The sequence below is a fragment of the Microcystis sp. LE19-8.1F genome, from assembly GCF_027531715.1.
Classification (GTDB): Bacteria; Cyanobacteriota; Cyanobacteriia; order Cyanobacteriales; family Microcystaceae; genus Microcystis; species Microcystis wesenbergii_A.
In genome coordinates, this window is the sequence record NZ_JAPZSO010000017.1 from 12,284 (window position 1) to 27,348 (window position 15,065).

Consider the following 15,065-nt stretch of genomic DNA (forward strand, 5'->3'; position numbering starts at 1 on the left):
CTAGAGTGTAGCCTAGTTTAGAGCCAATTCAAATCTGAATTGCATCACTATCTGATCCTATTTCATAAAATACCTCAAAGGGGGTTCGATGGTCAAGACATTTTCGGGGACAATTGTTAATTAACCCGACAACTTTTGCCACTTTCTCCCATTGGGGTTCCTAGACTGATTAGAGAAAATTAGTAGTTTTAATGAGCTTAAAAACTTAGATAGTATGGAATCGAATAAAGTAAAAATATTTTTGGTTAGAATTAATAGACCTGCTGCCAAAGTAAGTTCTCGAACCGCTATCGGGTCAAAATATCTAAAAGCACAGATAAATTTGACATCATCTTAGGTTTTATGAATAGGATAGTTGTCTCTTGTCTTTTTTCTCCTCCTGTCTCCTAGTCTCCTCACCTTTTTTGATTTTTACAGGAGAGCTTTTGATCTCAAACAGCCAAACTAACTCGATACAATAAAAATTAATGGCAGTAAGGAGATAAAAGTTATGGCTGAGTCAAAAAACTGGGATTTTCAGAGATTTTGGCAAACTCTAGACTATTTTGATAGTATTCCCCTCTGGAGTTGTCTGCAAAGGCTGCTCGGTTTCGGGGAAGATAAAAAAATTCAGCTAACAAATGAGCAAGCAATGAAGACTATTTTAGTCATTGGTGGGGAAAATGCGATCGGTAGAAAGGTAATCACTCAACTACAGCAGCAAAACTCTCAAATTCGCGCTTTAGTCGATAATATTGATGATGCTCGTCAAGTATTCGGCGAAAATGTCGATTTATTCGCTCTGCAAACCCCGCAATTATTCACGGGGATTGATGAGATTATCTACTGTCAAGGGGAGAATAACCGCCATAGTTTAGCTAATTTACTCGATTTACTGAAAAATACCGGTATAACCGCCGAAAAAACCCTCTTTGACTTTAGCAATCCCAGCAGTGATATTAAAGAAATCTGGGGTGCGGTGGATGATGTGGTAATGGGAGGAGTGAGTGAGAGTCAGATAACCCTAACCGGAGGACGCTCGCTCTTTTCTGGTATCGTTAGAACCGAAAATAACGGCGGTTTTGCCTCAGTTCGTACCAGAAACCTGAATCCTCCCCTAAATTTATCTAACTACGAGGGGATTGAATTAGAGGTAGAAGGGGACGGAAAACGCTATAAATTAATTCTGCGTTGTGAAGGACGTTGGGACGGCATCGGTTACTGTTATTCTTTTGATACACTTGATCGCACCCAGCAAAGGATTTCTATTCCCTTTCGCGATTTAATCCCAGTAGTGCGCGCCAAAACGATGAGAGATGCAGTACCCTTTGATAGCAGTAGCGTCTATGCTTTGCAGTTAATGCAGAGTAAATTCGAGTACGATGGGGCCTTAAATCCCCGTTTCTTTCCGGGGTTATTTGCTTTAGAAATTGTCACAATTAAAGCCTACGGTGGCAAAAACCGCTTAATTATCGTTAAGGAAGGAGAAATCGCCGAAAAAAGCCTTTTAGATGCCAGTGGTTATCCCTACGAAGCGATCGATTCTGCTCAGATTTTCGCTAAACTTAATTAATTTATATAAGCTTGCATCTCAAGTTACACTACAGAACATCGGGTTAAGATCATGACTATCGGGAGCATAATTAAGGAGGTATGTTCATGAGTGAACAGAATCCCTACGAACAACTTGGGGTTACTGAAGAATCCTCTTTTGAAGAAATTCAAGAGGCCAAACAAAGACTGGTGCAACAGTATCAGAATGATAGCAAAATTGTCGAATCGATCGAGGCGGCCTACGATTCTGTCCTCATGGATCGACTGCGGATGCGACAGGAGGGTAGAATTAAAGTTCCCGATCGCATTCGTTTTCCCGAACGTCTGACGATTCCGGTGGAAAGTAAACCGGTTACTAGCGGCAAATCTCCTAACTGGTGGCAAAGCTTAATCGATACACCTTCTGCACAGGATATCGGCGTACCAGCAGTGATTTACGCTTGTTTAGGAGCAATAACCCTGTTAGTTCCCGATCCCAGTGGCTCCCTCTTACCGCTGCTCTTAGCTTTTGGCGTTTTCGTTAATATCTATTTTTTCAACCACAAAGAAAAACGTTTTGGCCGCGCCTTGCTATTCACTCTCGCTGGTTTAGTGCTAGGAGTCGCTCTGGGAGCGGGATTAGTCAGTTTAGCGGCCAAGGCTGATTTGAATATTTTCGCCGATCGCCAAATTTATGCGCTCGTCACTTTTCTGATCTTTTGGGTGATTAGTAGTTTTTTCCGTTAACCAATCGCTCGTAGGGAGCCTAAGATCACGTCCACTGCTTCCCCAAGGTTATTGACGATATAATCAGGCTCGTAGCTCTCTAAACGGGAACGGCTGCGAATCCCCGATAATACGCCAATAACCTTAATATTTTGGCTCTTAGCGGCGGCAATATCCGCTTCCGTATCCCCCACCATCCAAGTATCGGCAGCCGCTGGCAGTTCTTTAGCGGCCTTAGCCATAAGCAGGGTTTTGTCGCGCACGTCGTTGGTTTTGGTGTAATTGTTATTTAGACAATAACGACGATTAGCGGCGAAAAAACGACCGATATCGTAGCGATTAAAGGCATGATCTAGCTCGGATACCCGCCGCATCGTCATCACGACTAAATCGATCTTTAACTCTTGGATTTTCTGGAGAGTTTCCAAAGAACCAAGCACCGGGCGATCGTGGACAAGATAGGGTAAAGTATGAACAGTTTGACGACGAAGATGGGCAAATTTCCGGGCCTGATCTTCATCTAATCCTGACATTTCCCCGATACGCTTCTCAGAAACCTGATCCCGTTTTAACTGCCAGAATTCCGCTTTCGATAATTCCCCAATAATTTGACCTTTATAGGCGGTTTTCTGTAAACAGTATTGATAAACTTGGTAATATCGCTCCGATACGTCCATTATCGGGCCGTCAAAGTCGCTAATTAGTCTCAACATCGTTCTAATACTTCTCGCTTTATTAATTTTTATATACAAGTTACCCTAGAGTCTTGACAATTACAAGGGTTTTGTCGGGAAAAAGATTAGGGAAGTGGGAAGTGGGAAGTGGGGTGTAGGGTGTGGGGTGTAGGGTGTGGGGTGTGGGGTGTGGGGGGAGATGGGGAAATTTCAACTAATACCCCAAAACCCCAACCTCCAACCCCTCACTGTTTACTGATCACTGATCACTGATGCTTCCCCTTCCCTAGTCTGGACGGTTAGCTTAAAATAAATGTAAGGATATGTAAACTTTCGTAACTATCTCGCCAATTGGCTAACCAATGATCCCAACAACTTCTTTATTCGCACCCGTTGACGATGATCTCCGTCTTTTGACCGATAACTTAAAAAACCTCGTCGGCGCTCGTCATCCCATTTTAGCGGCGGCAGCAGAACATTTGTTCGAGGCCGGTGGTAAACGCGTTCGACCGGCGATCGTGTTGTTAGTCTCCCGCGCTACTATGTTAGACCGGGATATCACTCCCCGTCATCGTCGATTAGCGGAAATCACGGAGATGATCCACACTGCCAGTCTCGTCCATGATGATGTGGTAGATGAGGCGGAATTGCGCCGCAGTGTTCCCACCGTTAACAGTTTATTTGACAATCGCGTGGCGGTTTTAGCGGGAGATTTTCTTTTCGCTCAATCCTCTTGGTATCTAGCTAATTTAGATAATTTAGAAGTGGTAAAATTGCTCTCAGAAGTGATCCGCGATTTTGCTGAAGGGGAAATTCAACAGGGAATTAATCGCTTTGATACCAGTATCTCCTTGGCAGCTTATCTAGAAAAAAGTTACTACAAAACTGCTTCTTTAATTGCCAACAGTGCCAAAGCGGCCGGGGTATTAAGCGAGCAATCGGCCGAAGTTAATCATCATTTATATAATTATGGTCGCGATTTAGGATTAGCTTTTCAAATCGTCGATGATATTCTCGATTTTACCTCCCCCACGGAAGTATTAGGAAAACCCTCTGGCTCCGATTTGATCAGTGGTAATATCACTGCTCCCGCTCTCTTTGCCATGGAGGAAAATCCCTATATAGAAGTGTTAATCGAACGGGAATTTAGTCAGGAAGGAGACATCGAAAAAGCTCTTGACTTTATTCACTCTAGCCAAGGTATTCCTCGCTCAAAAGAGTTAGCCAATCAATATGGTCAAAGTGCCTTAAAACACCTTGACTGTTTAGCTTCTTCTCCATCAAAAGAGGTGTTAATCGAGCTAGTGGATTACGTTTTGAGCCGAATTTATTAGGGAATCATAGTTCTCGCCGTAGCAATAGTCCAAGCATCGACTAATAATAAAAATAGGGTGAGAATAAAAAGAATTCCATACATCCAAGGCTGAGAAAGGGGGCGAATATCGGTCATATCCAAGTTAGTTTTTTCCTCGATTATTTTGACCATGCGATTAAATCCCACCACTCGCATCGGCAATAAATAGGCTTTTTCTGCGGAGCGATCAAGGAAATAATAGACTAAACCACCCTGTCCTGTACTGCGACATTTAAGTTCTTTTATATCTGTCCAATTTAACCACCAACCAGAGCGAAGAAAAGCAGGAAACCATTGGGGATAGGTAACTTGTATCCCTGTTTCTGATAAAATCACTCTTTCACTTAAAGCTCCGTATAAAGCGATTAATCCTAAGCTAATTCCTACCCAGAGAAAATTGGGATTAACGGGGGAATTAGTGACTTTTGCTAAAAAGGGTAAAGGGATGGTTAACGCCACATATAAACTTAATAAAGTTACCCGAATTATTGGTGAAATGCGAAAAATTATTGTTTCTTGCATAGAAAATCATCAACTAAGACACAGGATTAATTCTAGCAATTATCTCTAAGTTTCTCTTGACATCCTCACCGTCCGTTTACGGACGGTGATTCCCAAGCCTCACGATTTGGGTTTCTGCTTCTGTCCTAAAAGGGGTTTCGCACCTGCCTTAACAGATTTACTCTGTTCTGGTCTTATGGTCGTGACAATGACCATCATAAATTGTAGGGTGGGTTAGACGGCACTAAGTCTAGAAACGTAAGGAGAAATGCTCAATCCGTCGTAACTCATTTTCGCTTTGGCCACACCCGCAAACATTCTATACCAAATATCCAAGAGAGTCAAAATTCTTTTCAATTTATGACATTACTTGTAGGTCTTATTGTAGAAAAACATATAATTAGAGAAGCGAGCTTATGACTTTAGTACGGGTTCAGTGTTATGCTTACATCAATTCGTGTTAACGATGATTCAAAAGTTTGTGCAGAAGATGCGGATAAAAATCAAGCACCTTTCAAGTGTCCGGTATGCGGTCGTGAAACTATATTACGGAAAGGGCTTGTAAAAACTCATCATTTTGCACATAAACCTCCTGTACTTTGCGAATATGGAAAAGGTGAATCCGAATCGCATAGAAAATGCAAACAAGATATATTTAATTTACTAAAAATATCTCCCAAGGTTACAGAGTGTGAACTGGAAAAGAATTTAGGTTCTGTTATTTCGGATATATATTTTTGTTTTTTAGATATAAAAATTGCTATTGAAGTTCAAGTTAGTTCTCTGACCGTAGAACAAATTATTAATAGAACTCAAAAATATGAGAAACTCGGTATATACGTTCTTTGGTTGCCGCTTTTTAATAAAAATTTAAATGATGAGAAATACGCACCAAAGCAGTGGGAGAAGTGGCTTCATAGTTTATATTTTGGAAGAGTTTACTATTGGATGCACGGACTTTCTATTAAATCAATTCGTTTTGCTGAATATATGCTGTGGGTTGAAGAGTATCAGGAGTATGGAGGGTATCATAAAAAATCAAAACGATATAAAACTCCACAAAAAGATCGTACACTTAATCTTTTGGAAGATTTTCAACCTCGAACTAGAGAATTTTGGAAAAGTGGCAATATATATGTTCCTAAATCCAAAATTTTACTCGATCGCTATATAGATTCGCGCGGTCGCCATTAAATCATGGATAAATTAACCGAGAAACAAGCCTTTGCGGTGATGGTCTAGTGAATTTATGCCGAAGCATCCTGTCTGGAATAATCCACATCAACGGACTCATTGAAAGATCGCACAATCGAGATAATCTTATCAGCTTCATAGCCGTTGCTGTAGAAAATAACGGGGCGCTGCCCATACCGTTGTTCGAGGCAGTCGGCGTATAGTTTGGCCTGATGTTGGCCGCTGTGGGGAGGTAAAGAAAGACGCGCTTTTTCCTGCCAATTGATAGCAGAAACTTCGCCCACAATTGCCACCGCACAGGTCCCACAGCTGCCGATGCCGCGACAATTGATTAACTTGGAACCGCCGTTATACAAAGAAATGTCATGTTTTAATAATACGCGACGGAGATTTGCACCTCGATCACAGGTGATTGTTTGACCGTAAACTGTTATTCTAGGCATTAGGGACGTGATTTTAACTTGCTACAGTTATTAATTAATATTAACACTTATTGACTATTTCTATGAACAATGGTAAGCGCATTTGGGTCTATGACACTACTCTCCGGGATGGGGCCCAGCGAGAAGGTATTTCCCTCTCCCTAGAAGATAAAATTAAAATCGCCAGGGAATTAGATAGAATGGGTATTCCTTTTATCGAAGGCGGTTGGCCGGGCGCAAACCCAAGAGACGGTCAATTTTTCTGGAAACTGCACGAAGAACCCCTAAAACAAGCGGAATTAGTCGCTTTTTGTTCCACTCGTCGCCCCCATATCGAGGCCCGGGAAGATCGGATGTTAACCGCCATTCTCGCCGCTAGAACCCGTTGGGTGACAATTTTCGGCAAATCTTGGCATCTGCACGTCACAGAGGGCTTAAAAACCAGTCTGGAGGAGAATTTAGCCATGATAGGAGATACGATCGAGTATCTACGCTGTCAGGGAAAACGAGTCATTTATGATGCCGAACATTGGTTTGATGGTTACAAAAATAACCCCGAATACGCCCTTTTAACCCTCAAAACCGCCAGGGATGCCGGGGCCGAATGGTTAGTTTTCTGTGATACCAACGGTGGCACTTTACCCCAAGAAATCGCCCCGATTGTGGAGAAAGTGCGGGAGAAATTGGATATCGATCCTGATAACGAAAATGGGACTAAATTAGGCATCCATGCCCATAATGACGCAGGAACCGCCGTGGCTAACTCCTTAGCGGCAGTTAACGAGGGCGCACGCATGATTCAAGGCACAATTAACGGTTATGGGGAACGCTGCGGCAATGCCAATTTATGTACTTTAATTCCCAATCTTCAGTTAAAAATGGGCTTTTCTTGCCTAGAAGAAAATCAATTAGGCCGATTGACGGGAACTAGCCGAAAAATCAGCGAAATGGTCAATTTAGCCCCGGATGATCATGCTCCCTTCGTCGGACGCTCCGCTTTTGCCCATAAAGGCGGCATTCACGTTTCTGCGGTGGCGAAAAATCCCCTTACCTACGAACATATTAATCCAGAAGCGATCGGGAATCAGCGCCGCATCGTCATTTCTGACCAATCGGGATTAAGTAATGTGTTAGCGAAAGCGCGCAGTTTTGGCATCGATTTAAATAAAGATGATCCCACCTGTCGGCAAATTCTGGAACGTTTAAAAATCTTGGAAAGTGAGGGTTATCAATTTGAGGCAGCCGAAGCTAGTTTTGAGTTATTAATGCGGGAAGCTTTGGGACAGAGAAGCCACCTTTTTGAATTAAAAGGATTCCAAGTTTATTGTGATATGCTCCGGGATAGTGGTAATGCGATCGCTACAATTAAAGTACGGGTAAAAGAGGAAGATTTATTAGAAGTGGCCGAAGGTAACGGGCCGGTGGCTGCTTTAGATCGGGCTTTAAGAAAGGCTTTAGTCAAATTCTATCCCGAAATTGCTAACTTTCACCTGACCGATTATAAAGTGAGAATCCTCGATAGTGGTTCGGGGACGGCAGCGAAAACTAGGGTTTTAATCGAGTCCAGTAACGGTCAACAAAGATGGACTACCGTAGGAGTGTCTAGTAATATTTTGGAAGCTTCCTATCAAGCAGTGGTGGAAGGAATTGAATACGGTTTATATCTGCTGCAAAACAATAAACTAGAATTATCGGGTCAATTTTGTCCTTTGGGGATAATTTAGAGAACAGTAATCAGTAATCAGTATTCAGTATTCAGGAGATTATTTTTATTTATTCTTCCCATCCCCCCACACCTCACAACCCACTTCCCCACTTCCTGCTCCCCTTTCTGGGATTGAATGTTTCCTAGGATAATAATCTAGTGACGACAGAATTTTGCCAACGACGAGCTAGGGCCCGCAGATACATATTAACGGGAAACTGATAATATTCGATCATTAACCAGAGTAAACAAATAGCATGGCAAATAAAGGTTAAAATCGACCAAAATAGAGGCACCCATGACAAAGGACTCCCCTCGACTGGAGGAAAAAGATAGGCCCCCGTAGCCACAATTGCTGTGGGAAAAATCACAAATCCTAAACCGATAATTAAGTAAAAACCTGCCATCTCCATTCCTTCTCTCGGTAAACCCTGCCAATACTTACCATTCCAATACCAAGTTAAGGGTAATTGACTATCGGCCATTTTTAAAACCTGTCTTTCTAAATTAGCAGTAAAAATGTGTTGACAAAAGTTACAAGCATAGGCTTCCATTAGGGGTAAAGCGGCGATTTTACCATGGCGACAGACGGGACAAGAATAGGTATCATGATAGTTTAATCGGGTTGGCTCGGTCATGGTAATGTGAGTGAGAGTAAAAAAGGCAATTGCAGATAATTAACTTTTCCCTATTGATAACGATTGAGTTATGCGGCGCTCGCCAACACTATGGCTCATTAGTATCAAACGGGTTCAAATCTTGTGGATGAGTTATGGTAATACTTGATATACCCGCAAAATCACTGGGATTAAAGGTCAACAGATGTGTAATTTCATTGGCAAGCATAGCCGCAACGAGACGAACATCATGAGTGCGTTTACCCATCACTCTGTTAGTTGTGACTAAGTTCAGCCAATTTGTAAAAATCTGCCGAGATTCTGCCAAGACTGGAAAACGAGCGAGAAGTTGATCTATCATGCTTCTGGTTTGTTCTACAGACCAACCCAAACCATTGACTTCAGTTGGTCTGGTGGCAACAACCCAAAACTCAATTATTACTTGTGTCGCAAGGAAACATTCATCTGATTGCATGAGCAGACGAGAAACTGCATTGGTTGCCAGCTTATGCTGTAGGTCGGAACAATTGCACAATCGCATAACAATATTAGTGTCAAGTAAATATCTCGTCATCATTCGTAAATACTATCGCGACTAAAGGCTTCATCTCCTAGACTCGGACTATCTTTGGGAAGTTGTAACACCCATTCACGCAATTCCCTAGCTCTCTGGGATGGTGTTGCTCTTTGCCAAAGCGGAACAGACGATGGGACTTGTCCAGACTGAAACTCAAGGTCGGCTATGAAATCAGCAATCTTTTTCAGTTGATCATCGTTTAGTTTATCTAATTCTTTCTTAAGATCTTCTCGCAGCATAGGTCGGTTTTGAGAAAATAGACACTCTCTATAGTAACCGATATGCTCCTAGCCGTTTGGCTCAGGTGCTTGTTTATACGATCGGCTCTAAATAATCTCCCTGATTAGGCTAGACTCAAGTTGCCAGCTTAAAAAGTCTCTGGTGGTAATGCTAAATCTCGTTATTACAGACTGATTATCTATTTCTCCTTTTGCCTATTGCAAGAGTGCCTATTGCCTCTCCTGATATGTAGCCTATAATCAACGGATTTAGTATGACATCTAATTCGCCTTGATTAAGGATAACTAATTAAGCAAGATTGGCAGGAATTGTCCCCAGTTTTTGTAGTTGTTTTTCAATATTAGCCTTTAATTGGATCCGGGAGATTTCTTTTCCTGTTTGAGCGGTGTGTGCATTTTCCAGAAAAATAATACTATCTACTTTTTCTACGGCAAATAATTGGAATAAAAGATGGGTTACGGGAATCAGGAGCGTTGATAGGGGTGAATTAGCAGTATTTTGGGCAGATATGGCCATTTTTTCCGTAGCAAAAGCATAGATCACCCTTTTTTCCTGTTCTGGCTGCTGCCGATGAGCTAAGGTGGTTAGTAACCAATCACCCTGGCTATTCTGAACTACATAGTATTGTAAATGTTTTAACTGTTTAGCAAAGGCTGCAAGGACGGGATTAACCGCTTCTTCCATGACCACGGTTGCCAGTCCGTAATTGACCGCTTCTCGACTTAAAATATGCAGTTGTGCCTTTAATTTCATGGCTAATCATCTCTATAAACTAATCGATGGCGATGACATTCATTCCTTGACTCGGCAACCCCATTTAAAATTGTCGTCGTGAAAAGATGAGGATGGAGATACCCAATAATAGACCAGTATAAACGAGACTGTAGAGGGCATTAGCGATTAAGACATCAGCACTAGGCAGCAAACCATAAACAGCCTCGTTTCTAAAATTCAATCTCTCCAAATCTGGGAGAATTAGATAAATATTTTTAGTGATGGCGAGGATATTGGCATTTTTGCTGATCATACCCAATTGGATCAGGTCTTTGCTGATGTGACCCATTAGATAGACCCCAAAAGTCATTAGCGTGGCTAAAATCGAACTGGTAAATACCCCAAAAGCGATCGCCACGGCCGCAATGAGAATTAATTCCAAACCGAGATAGAAAACCGAGACAATCAGGGGTAAAGCTTGAAAAGATACTTTCATCCCCAGCAACATCAGCAGGTAAATCACCAACATTACCCCCAGCATCACCACTAAAACCCCAGACAAACCCAAGTGTTTACCTAGAATAAATTCGGCCCGACTCAGGGGTTTAGGAATCAAAACTAAAATAGTTTTCTTGTCAATTTCCTTATTAATTAGCCCTGTACCCACAAAAACCGCGACAATTACCCCTAATAGTCCGATAGCGGCTAATCCCAAGTCAAGAAAGATTTTCTCATGGGTTCCCACCGCAATTTCTGGTAATAAACGCCAAGCGAAGGCCATCAACAAGGCAAAAAACCCGATAAAGTAAAGAATGCGATCGCGAATAACCTCGCGAAAACCATTAGCTGCGATCGCCCAGATTCTCAGGATGCTGATACCCATAGCCTTTCATCAAAATAATATCTCTCTATTCCTTTTCAGATTATCCATTTCCGGGGCAAAAGTAGATCTACTCTCAAAATCAAAAATTGTCGCGGTTGGTTAGCAGTCCGTAGCGATAACTAGGTAGGGTCTGCTGAAAAAGTTTGTTGGTGGGGTTAGGAGTCGGTCGTCAGGCTTCGGCCGTGAGCTTTTGCGTTCGACAAAAGCTCACGCCGAGGTCCGAACGGAGTCAGGAGAATTAAGAATGAGCATTAATCAATTAAATGCTCTATTTAAGAATTTTATGCAATTTTATGCCTATTTTTCTCATTTTTTAACTCTCAAAAATTAATTATGCAAGAACTCTAATAAGTCTAGGATAAATTGATCTCTAATAACCCCGGTGGTGGCGAGATCTCGATGCGTGCCGCTTTCAGATCCACCAGTGGCACAATTTCTTTGACAAAGGGAACCAGGGCCGTGGCTTTTGAGTCAGCAGATGGACTTTGTTTCTTGACAGAGGCGAGATTTGCTTCTAGTTGCACTGCTAAAATGTCATTACCCGCCCACAAAATATCTACTACAACCCCGATTTTTTCTCCTGTCAGGTGATGATAAACCTCTAAGTTCACTAGCTCGCTAACATGATATTCATCCGCTTTTAGGCGAGGTTTTTCTAGTTTATTCGCCCATAATTTATATCCGCGCAAAGCTTCGGCTTGTTCCCGATTTTCAACCCCCTCTAACTTGATAATATAAACATTTTTGCCCGGTAGCTCACGTCCCCTGAGCAGAGTAATTTCTCGGATTTCTCCCCCTTGGTGTCCTTGTATTCCCCTTATCCCTCGCTTCTGAAAACGTTCGGGAAAATCTGATACCGATAAAACTCGCAATTCTCCCTCCAGTCCCTGAGGTGCTACTATTGTCCCAATTTCTAGCCAATTTTCTTCCATTGTCTCGACTTTTTTGCTATAGCTTTCCCTAGTATATAGCCTTTTTTGTCTCGCTCCTAGATTTTAAAAGTCTTGGTAAGGTAAAATTTTTAGTTGACCTCTACTCCTGACCATTTTTTGACTTTTTACTGGTGACTTTTTACTGAATTATGACTATTTGGCAAGCGGATTTTTATAAATCTTCATCTTCTTCTCCTTCTTCCCCTCTTGAGACAGTCTGGCAATTGTTAATTTTCGATCCTCTCGGTCATCTTATCTATGAAAATTCCTGTCCCCAATCCCAAGCTAATAGTGACTGGTTAACCCAACAGTTACGGCAAGCTTGTCAAGTCTCATACCCGGAAATTATCCAAGTTTTTCGCCCCCAATGCGCCAATTTATTTCTCCTCGCTGGTCAAAATTTACAGATCAAAATTGAGTTAACCCGTCACGTTAATGCCCTGAAAAAACAGCTAGAATTGCGGCAAATCCCCATAAATATCGACTCTCCTCCACCGCAACCTCTACCAGGCCAATTTTTAGGTCAAGAGTGGCGTTTTGCTCGCTTTCCCGCCGTTGATTTAGTTAACTTTTTTGGCGATCGCAGAATACCGATTCTTTCCCTACCAGAGGCCTTTTCTCCTTTAAAATTAGGTTTAGCCTCCACTTTAATGATCCCCGGTGTGGTTATTACCGGTGGTAAAAAATCTCTGGCGATCGCTCGTTGGTTAGAGGAAATTAACCCGGTATTTATCGATCATATTCCCACAGAAACGGGGCGATCGGGCGGTTTAGTCTTGGAATCGGGTCTAAATGAACGCTGGATTTTCCTAACCTACGAGGATGAAGAAGTGGCCCGGGCAGCCAATGTTTATCAAGCAACCAAAGAGGAAGGCCAAGGTTTGCACTTTCTCCTCATACAACCGGATGATTCTGGTCGCACTTTTACCGGCTTTTGGCTACTGAAGCAAGTTTAACCCCCAAGCTGTCCCCAAGAGGCAAAGAATGCCGGCTAAACCCGCTAAAGGTTGGTTATAGATACCTTTAACCCAAACTAACCCAGAATCGCTGTAAGACATCAATTCGGCACTGTCTAGCAAGGCCAATCCCCACACCCAACCGCTATGAAGTCCCCAAGCTAATCCTAAACTACCATCATCGATCGCCCGCGCCCAGACCAGAACCATCCCCATCAGAAATAAACCGGGTAGTTGCGGCAGCGTTTGCTGACGTTCCCAAAGCAGGTGCAGCAGGGCAAAAATTAGGCTAGAAATGGCTCCCGCCACCCAAAAACCGTATTCTTGGCTTAATTGGCTCAAAAAGATGCCCCGAAAGATTAATTCCTCGGTAATACCCACCCAGAGGGCCACTATCAACAGGGGTAAACTCAAGGCAAAAGCACGAGTTAGATTTTTGGGCTGCCAATGTACCCATGTCAAAATCCCCTCTAGAAAAAAAATTATCCCTAATCCCACCACTGCCAGGATTAATCCTTTAGTTAGGGAGATAAATAGGGAAAATGACCAAATTAATCCGTAATTATGGAGGATGCTTCCCTCTATCTTGAATAATCCCCAGATAACTAAGGGAGCCAAGGCGTAAAGAGAGGCCACCAGGGGCAATTTTTGGTCAGGTTTTGTCCCTTGCAGCGGTTGCCATCCCAAACGACTCCCTAAACCAATGGCAATGGGCAGCCAGAGAATTAACCAGGCTAACAGGAAAATAATAATTTTTATTAAGGCGGCAATTTCCATTGTCAATTAGGTGCTAAGGAAGTGGGGGTGTGGGGTGTGGGTTGTGGGGTGTGGGAAGAATAAATAAAAATAATCTCCTGTCTCCTGTCTCCTGTCTCCTGTCTCCTGTCTCCTGATGGCTAAAACAACAAACCCTCTAGGGATAGAATAATTGTGGAACTCTGCTCTGGGAAAGCCTAGCTCCAACAAAAATCCATCCCTAGGGGGTTGCGAAAAAGAACAAAAGGTGCTTATGGAAAACCCCTCAAGTTGATGAAAGAGGCGGTCAGGGGTTAGAATTAGGGATAAGAATCTATATTGTCTTTTTGGTCGGTCTTGTCAAAACTAGCCCTTTTGACTGCCGATTTTTTTTATCCCTATCCCTACTCCGTAACTTATTTAAGCTTCTACCGGTTCTTCTGATTCCATTTGTTTGAGGTGGATGTGCTTGTAGCCAAGTTTGATTTCAAATTCATCGCCGGGCTGCAAGTTCATTTGTTCGGTATAGGTGGAACCGATGACGATTTGACCATTTTTGTGGACACTAACCCGGAAAGTGGGTTCGCGACCGCGGCCATCTTTAGCGCCGTCGGGATCGAGAGGAACCCCTTTTGCACCCAAAACAGCATCGTAAAAGTCGGTTAAATTGACCCGAACTTGGCCATCTTTACTTTGGGAGTAGTAACCACAACGTTTTGCCGTTTCGCGACGGGGTAAGTGGGATAACTCTTTGACTTTTTGAAGTAGAGCTTTCCCGGTTAGGGGAGTAGGAGAGATATCACTCATGGTACTTTTTAATGTCCCTTGATTTTTTAGTGACTGTCAATTAAGTTTACACTGACAAATTGATCATACCAAAAATCTTGCCAAAAATGTCTAGAGGGGAATAATAAATTTTTTAAAACTGATGGTTCGGTGATGACAATCGTGCTAAGAAGACCCCAGACTAGGTAGTAAGTGTAAACCTTGTGGGGGAGAGGAAATTTTTGGTCAAGACTCTCGCAATTTTTGGTCGGGTGCGAGGAAAACAGGAGGAGAAAGTAAGGACATAAAATGGATTAAGCTATACCTAGCAAGGAATTGAGAAACTATACTTGTGGTTGGAGTTGGCAAAAAAGTAATGACCCAGAGCAGTAAATCCGGGGTGATTAAACTGTTTTCGAGCGACTTGCCCATCTATCATTAGGCCTAGATACCCACCCCTTGGCTCAACCGACCAGGGCAAATCTTAAGGATTAATTACCATTACTAGCTCCCCCTTGGCCCGTTAACATCGATTATCCTGAGTATTAGGAGTCCCTC

Annotated in this window: 18 protein-coding genes and 1 pseudogene; 6 read left to right on the forward strand and 13 right to left on the reverse strand. The window is 42.6% G+C overall.

Annotated elements, in window-relative coordinates; genetic code table 11:
• Positions 1 to 28 precede the first annotated feature (28 nt).
• Positions 29 to 133, reverse strand: a pseudogene (locus O9334_RS23015) (IS30 family transposase); the annotation flags it as partial.
• Positions 134 to 490: 357 nt separating this feature from the next.
• Here O9334_RS23015 and O9334_RS02150 point away from each other — a divergent pair.
• Positions 491 to 1,552, forward strand: coding sequence for a CIA30 family protein (locus O9334_RS02150; RefSeq protein ID WP_045362063.1), 1,062 nt, complete (start codon positions 491 to 493; stop codon positions 1,550 to 1,552).
• 86 nt (positions 1,553 to 1,638) lie between these two features.
• On the forward strand, positions 1,639 to 2,259 hold the full coding sequence (locus O9334_RS02155; RefSeq protein WP_045362069.1) for a CPP1-like family protein: 621 nt from the start codon (positions 1,639 to 1,641) through the stop codon (positions 2,257 to 2,259).
• Here the strand turns inward: O9334_RS02155 and O9334_RS02160 are convergent.
• Entirely contained in the window at positions 2,256 to 2,951 is a 696-nt protein-coding gene (locus tag O9334_RS02160; RefSeq protein WP_045362074.1) for an HAD family hydrolase, read from the reverse strand. The genes O9334_RS02155 and O9334_RS02160 overlap by 4 nt on opposite strands.
• Positions 2,952 to 3,274: 323 nt before the next feature.
• Between O9334_RS02160 and sds the strand changes: the two genes are divergently transcribed.
• Positions 3,275 to 4,246: a solanesyl diphosphate synthase gene (gene sds, locus O9334_RS02165; RefSeq protein WP_045362077.1), complete on the forward strand. Its 972-nt coding sequence runs from the start codon at positions 3,275 to 3,277 to the stop codon at positions 4,244 to 4,246.
• Here the strand turns inward: sds and O9334_RS02170 are convergent.
• On the reverse strand, positions 4,243 to 4,788 hold the full coding sequence (locus O9334_RS02170; RefSeq protein ID WP_190380665.1) for a hypothetical protein: 546 nt from the start codon (positions 4,786 to 4,788) through the stop codon (positions 4,243 to 4,245). The genes sds and O9334_RS02170 overlap by 4 nt on opposite strands.
• Before the next feature lie 213 nt (positions 4,789 to 5,001).
• Positions 5,002 to 5,124 (reverse strand): hypothetical protein, encoded by a 123-nt coding sequence (locus O9334_RS02175; RefSeq protein WP_277874315.1) that lies wholly within the window; start codon positions 5,122 to 5,124, stop codon positions 5,002 to 5,004.
• A gap of 84 nt (positions 5,125 to 5,208) precedes the next feature.
• On the opposite strand from O9334_RS02175, the gene O9334_RS02180 reads away from it, so the two are divergent.
• On the forward strand, positions 5,209 to 5,961 hold the full coding sequence (locus O9334_RS02180) for a competence protein CoiA (protein ID WP_190380666.1): 753 nt from the start codon (positions 5,209 to 5,211) through the stop codon (positions 5,959 to 5,961).
• A 53-nt stretch (positions 5,962 to 6,014) separates the two neighbouring features.
• On the opposite strand, the gene O9334_RS02185 is transcribed toward O9334_RS02180, so the two are convergent.
• Complete coding sequence (locus tag O9334_RS02185) at positions 6,015 to 6,404, reverse strand: (2Fe-2S)-binding protein (protein WP_242017298.1); 390 nt, start codon at positions 6,402 to 6,404, stop codon at positions 6,015 to 6,017.
• Positions 6,405 to 6,466: 62 nt separating this feature from the next.
• Between O9334_RS02185 and cimA the strand changes: the two genes are divergently transcribed.
• Complete coding sequence (cimA, locus tag O9334_RS02190) at positions 6,467 to 8,107, forward strand: citramalate synthase (RefSeq protein ID WP_045362082.1); 1,641 nt, start codon at positions 6,467 to 6,469, stop codon at positions 8,105 to 8,107.
• A 124-nt stretch (positions 8,108 to 8,231) separates the two neighbouring features.
• Here cimA and O9334_RS02195 read toward each other — a convergent pair whose 3' ends face one another.
• From O9334_RS02195 to rimM, 6 genes are all read right to left on the reverse strand, one after another.
• Positions 8,232 to 8,726: a hypothetical protein gene (locus tag O9334_RS02195; protein ID WP_287998996.1), complete on the reverse strand. Its 495-nt coding sequence runs from the start codon at positions 8,724 to 8,726 to the stop codon at positions 8,232 to 8,234.
• A gap of 88 nt (positions 8,727 to 8,814) precedes the next feature.
• Positions 8,815 to 9,282 carry a type II toxin-antitoxin system VapC family toxin gene (locus O9334_RS02200; protein WP_002801782.1) on the reverse strand — a complete coding sequence of 156 codons (468 nt, stop codon included), beginning with the start codon at positions 9,280 to 9,282 and terminating at the stop codon, positions 8,815 to 8,817.
• The gene (locus O9334_RS02205) at positions 9,279 to 9,521 is read right to left on the reverse strand and encodes a hypothetical protein (RefSeq protein ID WP_002775464.1); all 243 of its coding nucleotides are present in this window, start codon (positions 9,519 to 9,521) and stop codon (positions 9,279 to 9,281) included. Before O9334_RS02205 ends, O9334_RS02200 begins: the two co-directional genes overlap by 4 nt.
• Positions 9,522 to 9,810: 289 nt before the next feature.
• On the reverse strand, positions 9,811 to 10,275 hold the full coding sequence (locus O9334_RS02210) for a hypothetical protein (RefSeq protein ID WP_287999000.1): 465 nt from the start codon (positions 10,273 to 10,275) through the stop codon (positions 9,811 to 9,813).
• A gap of 64 nt (positions 10,276 to 10,339) precedes the next feature.
• The gene (locus O9334_RS02215; RefSeq protein WP_045362097.1) at positions 10,340 to 11,119 is read right to left on the reverse strand and encodes an ABC transporter permease; all 780 of its coding nucleotides are present in this window, start codon (positions 11,117 to 11,119) and stop codon (positions 10,340 to 10,342) included.
• A gap of 353 nt (positions 11,120 to 11,472) precedes the next feature.
• Entirely contained in the window at positions 11,473 to 12,051 is a 579-nt protein-coding gene (rimM, locus tag O9334_RS02220) for a ribosome maturation factor RimM (RefSeq protein WP_287999002.1), read from the reverse strand.
• Between the two features lie 149 nt (positions 12,052 to 12,200).
• Here rimM and O9334_RS02225 point away from each other — a divergent pair, with 149 nt between their 5' ends.
• Positions 12,201 to 13,007 (forward strand): Tab2/Atab2 family RNA-binding protein, encoded by an 807-nt coding sequence (locus O9334_RS02225; RefSeq protein ID WP_287999004.1) that lies wholly within the window; start codon positions 12,201 to 12,203, stop codon positions 13,005 to 13,007.
• On the opposite strand, the gene O9334_RS02230 is transcribed toward O9334_RS02225, so the two are convergent.
• A complete protein-coding gene (locus tag O9334_RS02230) occupies positions 12,990 to 13,784 on the reverse strand; it encodes a CPBP family intramembrane glutamic endopeptidase (protein ID WP_287999006.1) in 795 nt (264 codons plus the stop codon). The two genes, O9334_RS02225 and O9334_RS02230, sit on opposite strands and share 18 nt — an antisense overlap.
• A 378-nt stretch (positions 13,785 to 14,162) precedes the next feature.
• A complete protein-coding gene (locus O9334_RS02235) occupies positions 14,163 to 14,549 on the reverse strand; it encodes an AbrB family transcriptional regulator (RefSeq protein WP_045362107.1) in 387 nt (128 codons plus the stop codon).
• Between the last annotated feature and the right edge of the window lie 516 nt (positions 14,550 to 15,065).

Excerpts from the sequence above, each read along its gene's own strand:
- O9334_RS02180 (WP_190380666.1), top strand. The coding sequence starts at position 5,209 with ATGCTTACATCAATTCGTGTTAACGATGATTCAAAAGTTTGTGCAGAA.
- sds (WP_045362077.1), top strand. The coding sequence starts at position 3,275 with ATGATCCCAACAACTTCTTTATTCGCACCCGTTGACGATGATCTCCGT.
- O9334_RS02155 (WP_045362069.1), top strand. The coding sequence starts at position 1,639 with ATGAGTGAACAGAATCCCTACGAACAACTTGGGGTTACTGAAGAATCC.
- rimM (WP_287999002.1), bottom strand. The coding sequence starts at position 12,051 with ATGGAAGAAAATTGGCTAGAAATTGGGACAATAGTAGCACCTCAGGGA.
- O9334_RS02160 (WP_045362074.1), bottom strand. The coding sequence starts at position 2,951 with ATGTTGAGACTAATTAGCGACTTTGACGGCCCGATAATGGACGTATCG.
- O9334_RS02150 (WP_045362063.1), top strand. The coding sequence starts at position 491 with ATGGCTGAGTCAAAAAACTGGGATTTTCAGAGATTTTGGCAAACTCTA.
- O9334_RS02185 (WP_242017298.1), bottom strand. The coding sequence starts at position 6,404 with ATGCCTAGAATAACAGTTTACGGTCAAACAATCACCTGTGATCGAGGT.
- O9334_RS02230 (WP_287999006.1), bottom strand. The coding sequence starts at position 13,784 with ATGGAAATTGCCGCCTTAATAAAAATTATTATTTTCCTGTTAGCCTGG.
- O9334_RS02225 (WP_287999004.1), top strand. The coding sequence starts at position 12,201 with ATGACTATTTGGCAAGCGGATTTTTATAAATCTTCATCTTCTTCTCCT.
- O9334_RS02195 (WP_287998996.1), bottom strand. The coding sequence starts at position 8,726 with ATGACCGAGCCAACCCGATTAAACTATCATGATACCTATTCTTGTCCC.
- O9334_RS02200 (WP_002801782.1), bottom strand. The coding sequence starts at position 9,282 with ATGATGACGAGATATTTACTTGACACTAATATTGTTATGCGATTGTGC.
- O9334_RS02205 (WP_002775464.1), bottom strand. The coding sequence starts at position 9,521 with ATGCTGCGAGAAGATCTTAAGAAAGAATTAGATAAACTAAACGATGAT.
- cimA (WP_045362082.1), top strand. The coding sequence starts at position 6,467 with ATGAACAATGGTAAGCGCATTTGGGTCTATGACACTACTCTCCGGGAT.
- O9334_RS02235 (WP_045362107.1), bottom strand. The coding sequence starts at position 14,549 with ATGAGTGATATCTCTCCTACTCCCCTAACCGGGAAAGCTCTACTTCAA.
- O9334_RS02210 (WP_287999000.1), bottom strand. The coding sequence starts at position 10,275 with ATGAAATTAAAGGCACAACTGCATATTTTAAGTCGAGAAGCGGTCAAT.
- O9334_RS02215 (WP_045362097.1), bottom strand. The coding sequence starts at position 11,119 with ATGGGTATCAGCATCCTGAGAATCTGGGCGATCGCAGCTAATGGTTTT.
- O9334_RS02170 (WP_190380665.1), bottom strand. The coding sequence starts at position 4,788 with ATGCAAGAAACAATAATTTTTCGCATTTCACCAATAATTCGGGTAACT.